The organism is Tropicibacter oceani, from assembly GCF_029958925.1.
GTDB classification, from domain to species: domain Bacteria; phylum Pseudomonadota; class Alphaproteobacteria; order Rhodobacterales; family Rhodobacteraceae; genus Pacificoceanicola; species Pacificoceanicola oceani.
Map to the genome: position 1 here is coordinate 403,565 of NZ_CP124616.1, position 15,244 is coordinate 418,808.

Below are 15,244 nucleotides of genomic sequence, written 5' to 3' on the forward strand. Positions count from 1 at the left end.
TGAGGCCGCAGGCCGAGGGGGCAGCGCCCCCTTGAACCGCCGCCAAGGCTCTGCGCGCCGGGCTATGCTGCTGCCCAGTCCTCTGATACGTCGGTCCTGCATGCGACCGGAGGCCAAGATGCACGACCCCATCCAGACCCACACCCTGCGCGACGGCGACACGGAAATCACCGTCCTGTCGATGGGCTGCGCCATTCAGGACTGGACGGTCGCGGGGCGGCGGGTCGTCCTTGGTTATGATGACATGGAAAACTACCGCGAGAACCCCAAATCCATGGGCATCGTCGTCGGGCGCATCGCCAATCGCACCGCTGGATCGCAGTTCGAACTGGACGGGCAGATTTGGAAACTGACCTCCCGTGGCGAACGCCCGCATCTTCATGGCGGGCCCGGCGGGATTGGCTGGCAGAACTGGCAGATGGAGCCGCAAGGCGACCGCGCCGTGAACCTGCGCCTGCACTCGCCGCATCTGGATCAGGGCTATCCCGGCGCGGTGGATTTCGTGGTGCGGCTGACGCTGGACAGGCCGGCCCTGACCTGGGACATGACGGCAACCCCGGATCGCAAAACCCCGATCAACCTGGCGCAACATGTCTATTTCAATCTCGCTGGGCGGGGCACGATCCGCGATCACAGCTTTCAGATAGCCGCATCGCATTACACGCCCGTCGACCAGAACCTGATCCCGACCGGGGTGATCCTGCCCGTCGATGACACGCGATACGACCTGCGCGCACCGCGCCTGCTGGACGCGGTCGATCCCGAAAACCTGGGCTATGACCTGAACTTCGCGCTGGATCAGGCAGCAGGGCCCAAGGTGACGGTCCGCGCCCCCGACGGCATGACCCTGACGCTTTGGACAGACCGAAAGGGGCTCCAGTTGTATACATCAAACATGCTTTCGTCCTATGGCACCCCCCATCCCGACATCCCCCACGACCCCTTCGCAGGCTTTTGCGTCGAAGCGCAGGATTTCCCGAACACCGTCAATACGCCTGATTTCGGCTCAATCCTTTGTACACCTGATGCGCCCTACCGGCAGCGGACCACAATCCGCATCGCCAAGGACTGAAATCCCCGGCTTAGGTCGGTTGTATGCAACACCCTGTCGTTGCCCTGCTTTCGCCCGGCGCAACACAGGCCTATGGTGCCCGCAAGAATCCCCCCTTTTCCGCAGGAGACATCAATGCTCAGGAACGATCAGCTGGACCAATGGGACCGCGAGAACTTCTTTCACCCCTCGACCCATCTGGCCGAGTTCGCGCGCGGGGTCACGCCGCAGCGGATCATAACCGGCGGTCAGGGCTGTCACATCGAGGACCGCGACGGCAACCGCTTGCTGGATGCCTTTGCCGGTCTTTATTGCGTGAACGTCGGCTATGGCCGCACGGATATTGCCGATGCCATCGCCGCGCAGGCGAAAGAGCTGGCCTATTACCACGCCTATGTCGGTCACGGCACCGAGGCGTCGATCACCCTGGCCAAGATGGTACTGGACCGCGCGCCCGACCACATGTCCAAGGTCTATTTCGGGCTGTCCGGGTCGGACGCGAATGAAACCAACGTCAAGCTGATCTGGTATTACAACAACATTCTTGGCCGCCCCGAAAAGAAAAAGATCATCTCGCGCTGGCGCGGCTATCACGGGTCGGGCCTGATGACCGGGTCGCTTACCGGGCTTGAGCTGTTCCACAAGAAATTCGACCTGCCGCTGGCGCAGGTCGTCCACACCGAAGCGCCCTATTACTTCCGCCGCCCCGATCTGGACATGACCGAAGCGGGTTTTGTCGCCCATTGCGTGTCCGAATTGGAGGCGCTGATCGACCGCGAAGGTGCCGACACCATCGCCGCCTTCATCGGTGAACCCGTGCTGGGAACAGGTGGTATCGTTCCGCCCCCGGCCGGCTATTGGGCCGCCATCCAGGAAGTGTTGAACAAGCATGACATCCTGCTGGTCGCCGATGAGGTGGTCACCGGCTTTGGTCGCCTTGGCACGATGTTCGGCTCAGAGCACTACGGGATGAAGCCCGACCTGATCACCATCGCGAAAGGCCTGACATCGGCCTATGCGCCTTTGTCTGGGTCCATCGTGTCGGACAAGATGTGGAAGGTTCTTGAGCGCGGAACCGATGAAAACGGCCCCATCGGGCATGGCTGGACCTATTCCGCCCACCCGATCGGCGCGGCGGCTGGCGTTGCCAACCTCAAGCTGATCGACGAATTGAACCTTGTGCACAAGGCGGGCGAGACCGGCCGCTATCTCAACGCGGCAATGCGCGACGCCGTTGGCGGGCATGCCCATGTCGGAGAGGTCCGCGGCGAGGGCATGCTTTGCGCGGTCGAGTTCGTCAAGACACGCGAGGGGCGCGGCTTTTTCGACGCTTCGGAAAAGGTCGGGCCGCGGATCGCCGGGGCGCTGCTGTCCCGCGGCGTGATCGCCCGCGCCATGCCGCAGGGCGACATCCTCGGATTTGCGCCGCCTTTCTGCCTGACCCGGGAAGAGGCCGACGAGATTGTCGGCAAGACAGCGCAGGCCGTCGCCGAAGTGCTGGGCTGACCGGGATCGCGGCTGCGGGGCAACAGCCCCGCACCACCCGCCCGAGGGGTCAGAAATACCCGCGCACCAGGCTACCAGCCAAAAGCGCCCAGCCATCCGCGATGACAAAGAACGCCAGCTTGAACGGCAAGGATACGATCGCGGGTGGCACCATCATCATGCCCATCGACATCAGCACCGCCGCCACAACAAGGTCGATGATCAGGAAGGGCAGAAAGATGAGAAACCCCACCTGAAAAGCCCGCGCCACCTCGGACAGCATGAAGCTGGGGATCAGGACGGAAAGCGGTGCCTCGGGCGCCAGGGCGGTTTGTGCCGCATCGGGGCGCAGGTCGGCCATCGCGCGATAGGTGTCGGGATCGGTGCGGCCTGCCATGAAACCACGAAACGGTTCCAGCGTCAGCGAAACCGCCTCTTCGACCTCGATCTGTTCGTCCAGCAGCGGTTGCACGCCGGTTTCCCAAGCCTGGGTGAAAACAGGCTCCATCACGAAATACGTCAGGAACAGGGCAAGGCTGACGATCAGCATGTTCGGCGGCGACTGCTGCAGCCCCACGGCCTGCCGAAGAATGCCCAGCACGGTCACCATGAAGGGAAAACAGGTGACCATGATGGCGATGCCAGGCGCAAGGCTGAGCAGCGTGATCAGCACGATCAGCTGGACGCTGGTGGCCGTCACCGAGCCGCCTTCGCCTAGGTCGATCGCGACGGATTGCGCCTGCGCAGCAAGGGGCAGCGCCAAAAGGCCTGCCGCAAGGAAAACGCTGCGCATTGACTAGGCGGGCGTCTGCAGGTCGACCACTTCGGTCAGGCGGACGGCCAGCTGGCTTTGCCCATCGCCTTCGACGACCTCAAGGACACCGATGCCGATCAGGCGCTCACCCACATACAGTTCAACCGGATCCTCAAGGCGCTTGTCCAAGGGCAGGACCGAGCCTTCTGCCAATTGCAGCAACTCCCGGACAAGGGGACGGGCGCGGCCAACCGAGACGGTGATTTCGATCGGGACAGAGGTGAACGGCGTCGATTGCTCACTCTTCACAGCGGTTTGGGCGTTATCCATTTGCGAGCTTTCTTTGATTTTCATGGGCAAACCCGGCTATCGCCTCCGAAACGGACCGGACCAGTTCCCCAAGATCGATTTGCTTTTCGGTTTTGCCGAACCGGATGTCTGCCTGTTCATCGGCCAGTGTCGAATCCTCGATCAGCCGGACAGGAAAGCCGAAGTCTTCTTCCAGCAGGCCTGACACGGCCTCGACATTACCGGGGGACACCGCGATCTGAACCTCGAGCGTGCCGATTTCCCGCGACATTTCGTGAAGTTTTTCGACGATATGGGCGCCGATGGTGGCGCGAGCCATTCCGGGCAACAAGACGTTCACCATTTCGTTCAGCAAGGGTGTCATCGCGTTCATCACCTGGCTGCAAGCCTCGTGATAGGTAAAGGACAGATCCTGCAGGTGCTGACCGAATGAGCTCGAAATCCGCGTCTTGTCGTCGGACTGCGCCTTGATCGCGTCATCCCAGCCGGCCTTGAACCCGTTTTCGAACGCTTCCAGCCGCTGGCCTTCCAGGTCTGCCTCGTTGAACGCGGGCGCCGTTTCGACCGGCACGGTCGGGGCCGCGCCACCGAAGTCTTCGAATAGTTGCCTCAGGGCTGTCATCCGACCTCCTCCTTTTCTTCCTCGAGCCAGCTGCGAAGGATTTCGACAGTCTCGCTTTTGCGTTCCTCGATCAGGTTGCGAAGCCGTTCGACCGGGTCTTCGTCAGGTTGAGAATCGAAGTCGACCATGCCCATGCCGCCGAAATCGCCACCGCTGGCCATGACCGGAAGATCGGCAAAGCCGCCATCGTCGATTTCACCATCCAGCGCCACCGGGCTGTCGCCATCCGGCGAAGGCAGCGCCGCCGCAACCGCCCCCGAGGCCGCCGGCTTGGCAAGCACAGGACGTACAACGAACAGCCCCAAAATCAGCGCGACCACCGCCAGGACCCCCATTTGGATCAACCGCATGGTATCGATCGAGCCGGTGAACAGCCCGGGTTCGATCGGCCCGGTGCCAAGCCCCTCGGGGCGTTCGAACGGCAGGGACCGGATGGTGATTTCATCGCCGCGATCCGCGTTGAATCCTACCGCCGAAGACACCAGCGCCTGCAACGCGCCCAGTTCCTCTTCGGCCAGCGGAACAAAGGTCTGCGAGCCGTCCGGGCCGGTCTCGTAGGTGCCGTTGACCAGCACGGCAACAGTCAGACGTTTGATGGCCCCAGGCGCGCGGGTGACCTCGCGCATGGTTTCCGAGACCTCATAGTTTATGCGTTCCCGGGTTTCCGCAGTCTTGGCAGACGAGTTTTCCCCGCCGCCCGCCTGCCCGTCGGGCAGGTTCGACGCGACGCTGACATCCCCGGAACCGGAGTTTTCCGAGCTGTCGTTGCGCTCTTCGGTATCGGTCGAGATGACGACGCGGCCCTCGGGGTCAAAAACCCGTTCACGAATCGATTCCGCCTCGGTCACGGTGTCGACGCTGACCTCGACCACCGCGTTGCCGGTGCCGACCCGCGCCTCCATCAGGCGCTGCACCCGTTCGCGCAGCTGGGCTGCCTTGTCATCGGCCGAAGGGCCGGTTGCACCGTCAGCCTCGGCGCCGATCAGGCCGCCCTTGCCATCAATCACCGCCACATCCTCGGCATCCAGTCCGGGGACCGCCGATGCGATCAGGAATTTCAACGCCCGTGCCTGTTGCGGGGACAGGACGCCGCCCGTTGTCGTCACGGAAATGGAGGCCGTCGGCGTCACATCCCTTTGGAAGGGATTCGCGCTGCTGTTGGCGATATGCACCCGCGCCGTGGCAATCTGCGGGTTCGACACGATTGTCCGGGCCAGCTCACCCTCTTTTGCGCGCCAATAGGCGGCATCGAACATCTGCGACGTGGTGCCGAAACCCGACAGCCCGTCCAGCAGTTCGTAGCCTTGCGAATTGTTCGCCGGCAACCCTTCGCTGGCCAGGGTGAGTCGCAGCGCATCGCGCTCCCCGTCCGGTACAAAGATCGCGCCGCCGCGCACATCAAAGGGAACCCCGCGGCTTTCCAGGGCCTGGACCACTTCGCCAGCGGCGCCGTTTTCCAACCCCGCATACAGAAGGGACATGTTCGGAGCCGAGGCCATGCGGGCAAGCCCGAGGACCGCCAGCACCATGGCACCCGTTGCGCCCAATACGACGACCCTTTGTCGCCCACTCAATGCGTTCCAGACTGAAAAGATCTGCTGCAAGTTCGACCTCCGCTCCAAACGTTCTGTTCGGTTGCGACCAAGGTTGGACCATTCGCCTTAACAATCAGTTAGCCCCTTTGCGTCTATAACGGTTTCAGATCGAAAAAGAGGTTAAGAATGGCTGACACCACCGTCGAGGAACAGGAAGAGGAAGCGCGCAAGCCTTCCAAGCTTCCCTTGATCATCGGCATCGTCCTGGCGCTGGCCGGTGGCGGGGGCGGTTTCTTTGCCGTCTCGTCCGGCATGCTTGGTGGCGGGGGCGGGGAAAAGGCCGCCGCCGAATCGCCCAGCGGCGAAGAAGGGCAGGCCGTGCCCGTGGACAACGCCCCGCTTGCCGACATCGCCTTTGTCGAGGTGCCGCAGCTGCTGATCTCGCTTGGACCAACGGCGCAGGCGGATCACTTGCGGTTTCGCGGCAGCCTTGAGGTCCCCAAACAATATGCCGCCGAGGTCGAGGGGCTGTTGCCGCGCGTCCAGGATGTCATGAACAGCTATTTGCGCGCCCTTGACCCGGCGATGCTCGAACAACCTGGCGCGCTGGTGAAACTGCGCTCCCAAATGCTCAGACGCGTAAGCATGGTGGCCGGAGAGGGCCGCATCCGTGACTTGCTCGTTCTGGAATTTGTACTGAACTGAAAGGGATAGGAATGGACTTGATTGCAGACATATTGCTTGTCGCAGGGGCTTTGGGGGCGGGTTTCTACTGCTTTATTCTGTCGCGGCGGCTGACGCGATTCACCGACCTTGAAAACGGTGTCGGCGGGGCCGTGGCGGTCCTGTCGGCCCAGGTCGATGATCTGACCAAGACGCTGAGCGCAGCGCAGGCCAGTGCTGGCCATTCATCGAAATCGCTAGAGGAATTGACCGCCCGCGCCGAAGACGTGGCCAGGCGGTTGGAGCTGCATGTCGCCTCGATGCATGACCTGCCGCAACAGGCCGCAGAGCCGCCTCAGAAACCGCAACCGGACAACGTCTTTTTCCGTCACCCCAGAAACTGAGGAACGCAAATGGCCAAAGCGAAAACCGCCAAACCGCCTGTCCCTGCGCCCAAGGGCAAACCGCGGCGCAAGATGCGCGGCGCCCTGACCACGATCGGCGGTCTCTTGATTGCCTCGGCCGTTCTTCGCGCGGCGGTCGGCGCCGGCGAGGCTTTTGCCCGAGAGGGGTCGTCAACCGACCATGAAATGCCGGCAACAGCGGCCCATTCCGGACAAATGCAGACCGCCGCGAACGCCCATTCCCCGGGGCTGGACGCCCCGACCGGGGCGATTCAACGGGTCGGCGAGGCCGAGATCATGCCCCTGATCGAATCCCTCAACAAACGGGAAAGCCGAATCAAGGAGCGCGAACAGGACATCGAAGTCCGCATGCAGGCGCTGACCCTTGCGGAAAAGGAAATTGACCGGAAGCTGGCCGAGCTGGAAGCTGCGGAAAATCAGCTTAGGGGGACTTTGTCTTTGGCGCAGACCGCCGCCGAGGACGATATTACGCGCCTGACCGATGTTTATGCCAACATGAAGCCGAAACAGGCCGCTGCCCTGTTCGAGCAAATGGACCCTGAATTCGCCGCAGGGTTCCTTGGCCGCATGCGATCCGATTCGGCGGCAGCGATCATGGCGGGGCTGACCCCCGGCGCGGCCTACACGATCAGCGTGGTTCTGGCCGGACGCAACGCCGAGGTTCCCAAACAGTGAGTCAGGCTTTGCGCATGGCGTCACTGGCAAAGGCGGCAATCTGCTGGGCTGGCATTGCGCCGGATTGCCGCGCGCGCTCGCGCCCGCCTGCGAACAGGATCATCGTCGGAATTCCGCGAATGCCATAGGTGCCGCCAACCTGCGCGTGATCCTGAGTGTTGATCTTGGCCAGACGCGCACTGCCGTGCAACGTCTGCGCCGCCTTGGCGAATTCCGGTGCCATCATGCGACACGGGCCACACCAGGGCGCCCAGAAATCCACCAAGAGAGGCACGTCATCCGTGCGCGCAGCCATGGCCAGTGTCGCGGCGTCGATCTCGGCGGGTTTCGACGGCATCAGGGGCGCTCCGCAGGTGCCGCACTTGGCCCCTTTGCCCAGCTTTTCCTTAGGTACCCGGTTCGTTTGCGCACAATCCAGACAGACAAGTTTGAGGCCAGCCATTGGAATCTCCATCATATATTGAAATCATTATATGTGTCTCGCACGCCATCGTGACAAGCCATTCCCGACCTCGGGATTGATTTTCAGGCCCATTCGGGCAAAATTCCCAAAGACCAATGAAAGAACGAGTGCTGCCATGATTACCCGCCGAACCTTTGTTGCCGCCGCTGCTGCAAGCGTCGCAATGCCCGCCTATGCCTTTGAAGTCGATCCGGTCTTTCGGCCGCAAAAGGTCGCAATCAAGAAGGACCTTGCCCCGGGCCAGATCCTGATCATGCCGCGCGCGCATTTCCTCTATTTCGTCGAGGCCCCCGGTCAGGCCATGCGCTATGGCGTTGGCGTCGGGAAGGCCGGTCTGGAATTCACCGGCAGCGCCAATATCGGCGCCAAGAAGGAGTGGCCGACCTGGCGCCCCACCGATGAGATGATCGATCGCGATCCCGGTGCTTATGGCCGGTTCAAGGACAACGAATATGTCCAGCCTGGCGGCCCGGACAACCCTCTTGGCGCGCGGGCGCTGTACCTGTTCCAGAACGGTCGCGACACGTTTTTCCGCATCCACGGCACCACCGCGCCCAGTTCGATCGGGCGTTCGGTGTCGAACGGCTGCATCCGGATGATCAACGAACATGTGATCGACCTTTACGGTCGCGTGCCGGTGGGCACCCCTGTCACCGTTCTGTGAAACAAGGCACGGCGGCGCGAACGCGCCACTTCGACCTGATCGTGATCGGAGCCGGTCCAGCCGGCGCAGCGGCGGCCCGAACGGCCGCCGTTTCCGGTTTGCAGGTGGCCTTGGTCGACAAACGGCGTTTTCCCCGTCCAAAGCTGTGTGGCGGCGGCATCACCGGCCGGGCCATGGGGCACTATCGGCGGATTTTCGGGGATGCCCTGCCGGATATTCCGCTTGTCACCTGTGATCGCTTTTCATTTTTCGGCTTTGGCCAGGACCTGGGCCTGACCACCGGCGTGGCCCCCCTGTATCTGGGGATGCGTCATGCGCTGGACGCGACGCTGGTGGCGCAGGCGCTGGATGCCGGGGCCGCTGATTTTACCGGTCAAGGCGGCGCGCTGGACACAGGTGACAACTGCCTGACCCTGAATGGTCTGCGCCTGATCGCACCCCTGATCATTGCGGCGGATGGCGTCAACAGTCCGACCGCCAGACAATTGTTCGGGCAGGCCTTTGACCGGGACAGGATCGGGTTTGCGCTGGAAGTCGAACATCCCGAAACGGACACGACCGCGCCGGTCAGGATTGACTTCGGGGCGGCCGACTGGGGCTATGGTTGGCGGTTTCCCAAGGCAAGCGGGACAACTGTCGGGATCGGCGGCGTTATGGCTCGCAACGCCGACATGAAGTCCGCGCTCGCTGCATATCAGCAGCGCCTGAACCTGCCCGGCGATCTGCCTGTCAAAGGCCAGTTCCTACCTTTCGGCGCCTTTCGCAGCGTACCGGGCAAGGGTCGCATCCTGCTGGCCGGGGATGCCGCCGGGCTTGTGGATCCGATCACCGGAGAAGGCATCGGCCACGCGCTTTTAAGCGGTGAATTGGCAGCGCGGGCCGCCATCACGGCCTTGTCCCGGGCAGCGCCGGATCAGGCCTTGGCGCATTACTGCCACGCCCTGAAGCCCACGCATCAGGGGCTGCGACATGCCTGTCTGTTGCGCAACATCATGTTCCGGGAACGGCTGCGCCCGGCGTTCATTCGCAGTTTTCGGTCATCGCGCACATTGCGAACCGAGTATTTTCGCCTGATGGCTGGCGAAACTGAATATGGCCCCCTGATGCGGCACATGGCTGGCCGCCTTCCGGGCTTTGCGCTCAAGGTATTGCGAGGAATCTGAGGTATTCGACGCACGCGCGTCCCAGCCTTGACGTTTTCCCGCCACATTTCCCCCCTCTTAATTCTTTTTAAGGATTTACCCGCCATCTTGGCGCAAGGAGGTTCACCATGGCAGTCTTCGGATTTCTTTTCGGCAGCATCATCGGCATGGTCGGGGCCATTTTGGGGCTGGCATTTTGGAACTTTTCCGCGATGCAGGCCGCCGGTCTCTATCTTGGCTGCGGTTTCGGCATCGGGTTTGCCCTGATCACCCTTGGCTGCCTGCGCGGCGGTTTGGTGTCGCCTGCCAGAAACCAGGCATACGGGTAAAATGTTTCCCTGATCTCCGGGCTTTTTGCCGCCACGCCAGCGCGAAACAGACCTAGCGTTCGGTCAGCTTCAATTCGATCCGGCGGTTCTGGGCGCGGGCCTCGGCGGTGTTCGCCGGGTTGACCGGCTGGAACTGGCCAAACCCATTCGCCGCAAGCCGGTTTGGCGGGATGCCCAAGGCGTCGATCATGTACCGCACCACCGACAGCGCGCGCTGTTGGCTAAGCTCCCAGTTGTCCTGAAAAGCCGCGCCGGGGCGCAGGGGCACATCATCGGTGTGGCCATCGACGCGGATGATCCAATCGATGCCCTCGGGGATCTGGTCCGCGACATCGCGCAAAAGGCCAGCAACCTTGGCGATCTCGGCCTTGCCCTCATCCGACAACTCGGCATCACCCAGCTGGAACAAGACCTCGGAGGAAAAGACAAATCGGTCGCCTTCGATTCTGATGCCTTCGCGGTCGCTAAGCACATCGCGCAACCGCCCAAAGAATTCCGAGCGGTATTTTTCCAGATCCTTGGCCTGCTCTTCCAGACGAATACGCTCGGCCTCTTCCAACTGGCGGCGGCGGCGTTCCTCGGCGGCGACGCGGGCCAGCGCGGCGTTCAGTTCCGACCCAAGGTTCTGCAACTGCACCTGCGCGGCCTCGTCCGAGGCCTGGGATTCATCCAGAAGCGCCTGCAACTGGCCCAACTGCTGGCGCAGCGCGGCAACCTGCTGGTTTAGCAATTCCGCCTGTTTTTGCGCCGCGCTGGTGCGTTCCTCGGACTGGGCCAGTTCCTCGCGGGCCTGCGAAAGCAGCAACTGGCGTTCTTCGGCCTGGGAAATACGCGCGGCGGCGTTGGCCTCGGCGGCCTTTTTCGCGGCAAGGGCGGCGGCCAGTTTTTCGCGGGTTTCCTCGACGCTGGCCTCGGCGCTCAGCCGGGCGGCAAGGGCCTCGGCCAGCTTTTCCTCAAGCGATCTGGCGTCGCCGACGCGTTCCAGCGCACTGGCTTCCGCGATGGCCAGGGATTGGCGCAGCTCTTCGATCAACGCCTCGCGGCGCGCATCGCGGTTTTCCGCCTCTTGCAGGGCGGCGCTCAGCTGCGCGTTTTCCGACCGCAATTGCGACTGCGACTGCTGCGACGCGCTTTGCGCACCCGACATTTCAGCGACCAGGGCCTGATTGCGCTGGCGCAGGGCATCCAGTTCGGTTTGCAGCGACTCCGCCTCGGTCACGCGGGCAAGCGCGGCGGCCAGTTGCGCCGACAGGTCCGACAGGCGCGACTGCGCGGCCTCGGTCGCACCTTGCGATGCGGTCAGATCGCGTTCGATCGCCTCGCGGGTTTTCTGTTCATTGTTCAAAGCGCGCTCGGCCGCGGTTCGGGCGGCGCGTTCGTCTGACAATTGTTCACGCAGTGTTGACAGCCGTTCGTCGGTTTCGGCCCCTGCAGCACGAGTGTCAGCAAGGGTCGCGGACAGTTGCGCAATCTCGGTTGTCGCCTGGTTCAGCTTGGTCTGCAGGGCCTGCGCCTCGTCCTCGCCGGCCAAAAGGGCGGCGGCCAGACGGGCGTTCAGATCGGTTTCCGCCTCGCGCGCGGCGGCCAGCAGGGTCAGCGTTTCCTCGGCGCGCTTGCGCTCGGCCTCGAGCGCCATGGTCATGGCGGTCAGTTCGGCATCGGCGTTTTCAAGCCGCGCGCGCAGGGCGGCGGCGGCTTCTGCCTCCAGCAGCTTGGCCTCTTCCTCGGCGCTGAGCGCCGTGGCCAGTTCATCCGCCTTGCCGGTCAGCGCGGTGATCTGGGCGGTGGCATCGGCGTTTTCCTTGCGCAGATCAGCCACAAGCGCCTCAAGCGCGGCGCGCCGTGCGCTCAGTTCATCCCGCGCGCTGGTCAGATCCGCCACCGCCTCGCGCGCTTCGTCGCGCTGCGCCAAAAGCGACGCGACCTGCGCCTCGAAATCGGTGATCTGGCCCTGCGCCGCGTCCAGTTCCGCCGCCTGTCGGTCGCGAGTCGCCGTCAGCGTGTCGATGATACGCAGCTGTTGGGCCAGCTGGGTTTCGGCGTTGGACAAGGTGCCTTCCAACTCGCCCAGGCGATTGGTCAGTGCCGTGTTGCGGCGTTCCTGCACGCCCAGCGCCTGCGCCAATGCAGCGATTTCGGTGGACAGCGTGTTCAGCTGATCCTCTTGCCCTGTGATGGTTTCACGCAGCACGAACTGGATGATCATGAAGATCGACAGCACAAAGGTCAGGACCAGCAAAAGCCCCGTCATCGCATCGACAAAGCCCGGCCAGATCGAGGCCTGAAACCGCGCGCCGGTGCGTCGTGACAGGGCCATGGCTCAGCCCCCCGACGCGCGCTTGGCGATGGTCGACAGGCTGCGCGCGATGGCGCCCATTTCGGTGCGCAGCTCGGCCATGCTTTCCTGCCGCCCGGCGCTGATTTCTTCGAGAAGGCGCAGCATCTGCACGTCGATCGACCGCAGGCGCATCCGGCTTTCGGGGTCCAGCCCTTCGCTGGTTTCCTTTTCGCGGATCGCCTCGGCCAGCAGTTCCTGCCCTTCGGCGATGCGTGCCATCGACGATGCGGTGGGGGCTGTCGCCTCCATCCGTTCGGTCATGCGTTCGATGGAATCGGCCAGCTGACCCAGCCGGTTGTCGACCTCGGACCGGCCCTGTTCGGACTGGGCGAAAAGGTATTGCAGGGTCTCGATCTGTTCGGCCATGCGGTCCAGGACGATACCGGCAGCGCCCAGATCGGGCCCTTCGCCTTCGCCATGGGAAAAGCCGAGCTTGGTGATGGTGGACAGCCATTCCTCAAGCTCGCGGTAGAACCGGTTCTGACCATGCCCGGCGAACAGTTCCAACAACCCCACGACCAGCGAACAGGCCAGCCCCAGCAAGGATGAGGCAAAGGCCACCCCCATACCGCCCAGCTGGCTTTCGAGGCCGCTCATCAGGCGGCCAAAAACCTCGGTTCCGGATTCGCCCTCTTGCGGGGCGAGACTGCGGATCGTGTCGACCAGCGCAGGCACCGTGGTGGCCAGCCCGTAAAAGGTGCCCAAAAGGCCCAGGAAGATCAGCAGCGATACGATATAGCGCGTGATCTCGCGCGCTTCGTCGATGCGCGTGGCGACGGAATCCAGGATCGACCGGGTCGATGTGGTGGTGATCTGCATCCGCTTGTCGCGCCGCCGCAGCAGGGCAGCCAGCGGCGCCAACAATTGCGGGGCCGCCGCACGCGACCCTTGCTGATCGCCCGGCGCGGCAAAGCGTTCGATCCAGCGGACCGACCCGATCAACTGCACCACCTGATAGAAACAGGCCAGCACCCCGATGACAAAGACGAACAGGATGAAACCGTTCAGGTAGGGGTTGCTTTCAAAGACCGGCAGGACCCGCGGCAGGGCCAGAAAGGCCCCGACGATGGACAGGCCCAACACGACAAGCATGAGGGTCACCTGACGGACAGGCTGGGAAAAATGAAGCTCGGCCTCGAGGTCGGGCTGGTCCATAGGACACCTGACGCGTTTGTTCTGCTAGCCGGAACGTAAGCGGTTAGCGCACACAAGCCAAGGGTTTATGCGCTCAGCGCCCTTACCCGATCGACAAGCCATTGCAGTTCGGCGTCAGGAATGCCCAGGTCAACCAGGTGCGCCGCGGTGTTGAACAGGTATTCGCTGTTCGGGCCCCGCCCGCCATGCGCCTGCGCGATGATCTGCGCCTGCTCTTCCAGGGGCAGACGACAATACTGCACGTGATCGCGGTCGATGACGTAGGAAACCGCCTCGATCCGGGTTCCGTCGTTCAGATCCAGTGTCAGAACCTTTTCCAGGTAGGCCGCCGAGACAAGTTCGCGTTCGCGCAGATAGTCCAGCGTCGCCTCTTCGGTGCCGGGGGCGGCGCGCAGGGCCAGCCCTTCGCACAGGGCGCCGCGATGTTCGTCCAGGGCCAGCACCAGTCCGGGGTTTTCCTCGCTACCGCGATGGTGGATCGAGCGCATGCAGAAGCTGCGCGAAAAATCCGCCACGCGGGCATGGCGCTGCTCGGCTACCTCGAACCCGGGGTGCCACAAAAGCGAGCCATATCCGAATACCCAAAGCGTCATGGTTCTGGTCCTTGCCGATTTGCGCCTGTAGACACCAGATGGATTCTGTTTGAAAGGGGTCTGTGGGTTGAAACGTCTTGTCCTTGCCATTTCTGTCGCAGCGATTTTGTACGCGGGATTCTGGGCTTTGCAGGCGCACAACCTGCGCAGCGGATTGGAACGCTGGTTCGCCGAACGGCAGCAAGACGGCTGGGACGCATCCTACAGCGATCTGAGTGTGCGTGGTTTTCCCAATCGGCTGGACGTGACCCTGACGGACCTTGTGCTGGCCAACCCCGACAACCAGACCACCTGGCGCGCGCCCTTCTTCCAGATGTTTTCGCTGGTCTATCGCCCCGAGCACTGGATTTTCGCCTGGCCCGACAACCAGACCGTGACGACCGAGGCCGGAGAACACCAGATCAGCTCGGACGGGTTGCGCGCCTCTTTGGTGATTCAGGATGACCGCATTCTGCGCAGCAATCTCGAGGCCGTGGTGCTGAACATTTCAGGCCCGACCAATCTGGCCATGGCCGGGCTGAACCTTGGCGTTGCCGTCGATGACGCCGACCCCCGGCTGATGCGCATCGGGCTGAACGCGGCGGCCATTGCCGGCGCGTCGGGTACGCTTGGCCCGGCGCCGGACGGCAAGATCGACGAAATCACCCTGCGGGCCGAGGTCAGCTTTGACGAGGTCTGGACCCGCGACGCCCTGAAATCCGACAAGCCCCAGCCAACCCGCATCGTCCTGCCCCTGGCCGAATACAAGGCCAACAAGCTGGAGCTGAAGGCAACCGGCGACTGGGAGGTCGACAACAAGGGGCGGCTGGACGGCACCGCAACCCTGCGCGCGGTGAACTGGCGCGAATTGCTGGAAGGCGCCGGCGCCGCCGGTGATCTGCCCGAAGGACTGGCGGATTTCCTGACGCAGACCATGGGGCTTGTCGCTTCGCTTTCGGGAAACAAGACGACACTGGACCTGACCTTCGGTTTTAATGACGGCAATGTCTCGCTCGGGATCATTCCGCTGGGCAAGGCCCCCCGCATCCGGCTTAGATAGGT

The 15,244-nt window shown here is 63.1% G+C and carries 17 protein-coding genes and 1 pseudogene; 9 read left to right on the forward strand and 9 right to left on the reverse strand.

Annotated elements, in window-relative coordinates; all coding sequences use genetic code 11:
• Positions 1-118: 118 nt before the first annotated feature.
• On the forward strand, positions 119-1,072 hold the full coding sequence (locus QF118_RS01990; protein ID WP_282300967.1) for an aldose epimerase family protein: 954 nt from the start codon (positions 119-121) through the stop codon (positions 1,070-1,072).
• Between the two features lie 114 nt (positions 1,073-1,186).
• Positions 1,187-2,557: an aspartate aminotransferase family protein gene (locus QF118_RS01995; RefSeq protein ID WP_282300968.1), complete on the forward strand. Its 1,371-nt coding sequence runs from the start codon at positions 1,187-1,189 to the stop codon at positions 2,555-2,557.
• Positions 2,558-2,606: 49 nt separating this feature from the next.
• Here the strand turns inward: QF118_RS01995 and fliP are convergent, their stop codons facing one another.
• Genes fliP through fliF form a run of 4 tightly spaced genes read right to left on the reverse strand, consistent with a single transcriptional unit; the run spans position 2,607 to position 5,825 of the window.
• Positions 2,607-3,329, reverse strand: coding sequence for a flagellar type III secretion system pore protein FliP (fliP, locus tag QF118_RS02000; RefSeq protein WP_282300969.1), 723 nt, complete (start codon positions 3,327-3,329; stop codon positions 2,607-2,609).
• 3 nt (positions 3,330-3,332) lie between these two features.
• A complete protein-coding gene (locus tag QF118_RS02005; protein ID WP_282300970.1) occupies positions 3,333-3,620 on the reverse strand; it encodes a FliM/FliN family flagellar motor switch protein in 288 nt (95 codons plus the stop codon).
• Entirely contained in the window at positions 3,613-4,221 is a 609-nt protein-coding gene (locus QF118_RS02010; RefSeq protein WP_282300971.1) for a FliH/SctL family protein, read from the reverse strand. Before QF118_RS02010 ends, QF118_RS02005 begins: the two co-directional genes overlap by 8 nt.
• Entirely contained in the window at positions 4,218-5,825 is a 1,608-nt protein-coding gene (fliF, locus tag QF118_RS02015; protein ID WP_282300972.1) for a flagellar basal-body MS-ring/collar protein FliF, read from the reverse strand. Before fliF ends, QF118_RS02010 begins: the two co-directional genes overlap by 4 nt.
• A 117-nt stretch (positions 5,826-5,942) precedes the next feature.
• Between fliF and QF118_RS02020 the strand changes: the two genes are divergently transcribed.
• From QF118_RS02020 to QF118_RS02030, 3 genes are read left to right on the forward strand one after another with little or no spacing between them, the layout of a single operon-like run.
• Positions 5,943-6,461, forward strand: a complete 519-nt coding sequence (locus QF118_RS02020; protein WP_282300973.1) for a flagellar basal body-associated FliL family protein — start codon at positions 5,943-5,945, stop codon at positions 6,459-6,461.
• A gap of 11 nt (positions 6,462-6,472) precedes the next feature.
• Complete coding sequence (locus QF118_RS02025; RefSeq protein WP_282300974.1) at positions 6,473-6,823, forward strand: hypothetical protein; 351 nt, start codon at positions 6,473-6,475, stop codon at positions 6,821-6,823.
• 9 nt (positions 6,824-6,832) lie between these two features.
• The gene (locus QF118_RS02030) at positions 6,833-7,519 is read left to right on the forward strand and encodes a MotE family protein (protein ID WP_282300975.1); all 687 of its coding nucleotides are present in this window, start codon (positions 6,833-6,835) and stop codon (positions 7,517-7,519) included.
• 1 nt (position 7,520) lies between these two features.
• Here the strand turns inward: QF118_RS02030 and trxA are convergent, their stop codons facing one another.
• Both trxA and QF118_RS19810 read right to left on the reverse strand, forming a co-directional pair.
• Positions 7,521-7,856 carry a thioredoxin gene (gene trxA / locus QF118_RS02035; protein WP_394357080.1) on the reverse strand — a complete coding sequence of 112 codons (336 nt, stop codon included), beginning with the start codon at positions 7,854-7,856 and terminating at the stop codon, positions 7,521-7,523.
• Between the two features lie 18 nt (positions 7,857-7,874).
• Positions 7,875-7,976, reverse strand: a pseudogene (locus QF118_RS19810) (hypothetical protein); the annotation flags it as partial.
• A 121-nt stretch (positions 7,977-8,097) separates the two neighbouring features.
• On the opposite strand from QF118_RS19810, the gene QF118_RS02040 reads away from it, so the two are divergent.
• The 3 genes from QF118_RS02040 (at position 8,098) to QF118_RS02050 (ending at position 10,117) form a co-directional block, all read left to right on the forward strand.
• Positions 8,098-8,646 (forward strand): L,D-transpeptidase, encoded by a 549-nt coding sequence (locus QF118_RS02040; protein ID WP_282300977.1) that lies wholly within the window; start codon positions 8,098-8,100, stop codon positions 8,644-8,646.
• Positions 8,643-9,809, forward strand: a complete 1,167-nt coding sequence (locus tag QF118_RS02045) for a geranylgeranyl reductase family protein (protein WP_282300978.1) — start codon at positions 8,643-8,645, stop codon at positions 9,807-9,809. The genes QF118_RS02040 and QF118_RS02045 overlap by 4 nt, the downstream gene beginning before the upstream one ends.
• Positions 9,810-9,916: 107 nt before the next feature.
• Positions 9,917-10,117, forward strand: a complete 201-nt coding sequence (locus tag QF118_RS02050) for a hypothetical protein (RefSeq protein WP_282300979.1) — start codon at positions 9,917-9,919, stop codon at positions 10,115-10,117.
• A 52-nt stretch (positions 10,118-10,169) separates the two neighbouring features.
• Here the strand turns inward: QF118_RS02050 and QF118_RS02055 are convergent, their stop codons facing one another.
• The 3 genes from QF118_RS02055 to QF118_RS02065 form a co-directional block, all read right to left on the reverse strand.
• Positions 10,170-12,434 (reverse strand): peptidoglycan -binding protein, encoded by a 2,265-nt coding sequence (locus QF118_RS02055; protein WP_282300980.1) that lies wholly within the window; start codon positions 12,432-12,434, stop codon positions 10,170-10,172.
• A gap of 3 nt (positions 12,435-12,437) precedes the next feature.
• Positions 12,438-13,610, reverse strand: a complete 1,173-nt coding sequence (locus QF118_RS02060; protein WP_282300981.1) for a biopolymer transporter ExbB — start codon at positions 13,608-13,610, stop codon at positions 12,438-12,440.
• 65 nt (positions 13,611-13,675) lie between these two features.
• Complete coding sequence (locus tag QF118_RS02065) at positions 13,676-14,203, reverse strand: gamma-glutamylcyclotransferase (RefSeq protein WP_282300982.1); 528 nt, start codon at positions 14,201-14,203, stop codon at positions 13,676-13,678.
• A 67-nt stretch (positions 14,204-14,270) separates the two neighbouring features.
• Here QF118_RS02065 and QF118_RS02070 point away from each other — a divergent pair, with 67 nt between their 5' ends.
• A complete protein-coding gene (locus QF118_RS02070) occupies positions 14,271-15,242 on the forward strand; it encodes a DUF2125 domain-containing protein (RefSeq protein ID WP_282300983.1) in 972 nt (323 codons plus the stop codon).
• The last annotated feature ends 2 nt before the right edge of the window (positions 15,243-15,244 follow it).